The sequence below is a fragment of the Pseudonocardia nigra genome (genome assembly GCF_019396355.1).
In the GTDB taxonomy this organism is placed as follows: domain Bacteria; phylum Actinomycetota; class Actinomycetes; order Mycobacteriales; family Pseudonocardiaceae; genus Pseudonocardia; species Pseudonocardia nigra.
Genome location: NZ_JAHKRK010000567.1, coordinates 1 through 656 on the forward strand (window position 1 = coordinate 1; position 656 = coordinate 656).

1 protein-coding gene and 1 pseudogene are annotated in these 656 nt (G+C 73.3%); both read right to left on the reverse strand.

All coding sequences use genetic code 11. From position 1 onward, the window contains the following. A partial coding sequence (locus KME75_RS42230; protein ID WP_246633866.1) for an IS66 family transposase occupies window positions 1-469 on the reverse strand: 469 nt, incomplete at its 3' end. A 100-nt stretch (window positions 470-569) separates the two neighbouring features. Beyond that, window positions 570-647 (reverse strand): annotated as a pseudogene (locus KME75_RS47555) (hypothetical protein); the annotation flags it as partial. Window positions 648-656 lie beyond the last annotated feature (9 nt).

The window sequence follows — 656 nt, forward strand, 5'->3', positions numbered from 1 at the left end:
GCGCGTCTGCGGCCTGCGTGGCCCAACACCAGTCCGCGTCCGGCGGGGCGGCATCGGTGACGCCGGCCAGCTCGCGCAGGGCGTGCGCGCAACAGAGTTGATGTTCGACGTCGGCGTAGGTGTCATAGGGCGCCCACGCGTCGTGCACCGCGACCCCGCGGAACCGGCCGAGCACCCCGGCGGCGTTGATGCCCTCGCGGCCGCGCCGGGGATGGCAGGTGATCAAGGTGTAGCGGTCGGTGCGGGCGCAGTGCACCCACGCCAGCCTGCCGGCCACCCGCAGTCCGGTCTCGTCGAAACCGGCCACCTCGGCCTCGGCGATCCGGTCGCCGACCCGGGTGAGGAATCCGTCCAGCCCGTCGGCGGCGCGCCGGGTCATCGCCGCCACGGTGGCGTCGGAGACTGGGGTGCCGAACAGTTCGGCCAGCGCCTGGACGGTGCGTTTCTTGGACAGGAACTCCCCCGACATACAGGTAGAGGATGATCGCGGTGATCCGCGGCCCGTACTGCACCGGCGCCGTCACACCGGCCGGGGCGGGGCCGCAGGTGGTGGCCCCACACGAGCAGCGGCGCGCGATCAGCCGATGCTCGGTCACCTGGACCGTGATCGGCGGCAGGTCGAACACCTGCCGGCGCTCCACCCCCACCTCCGGGGC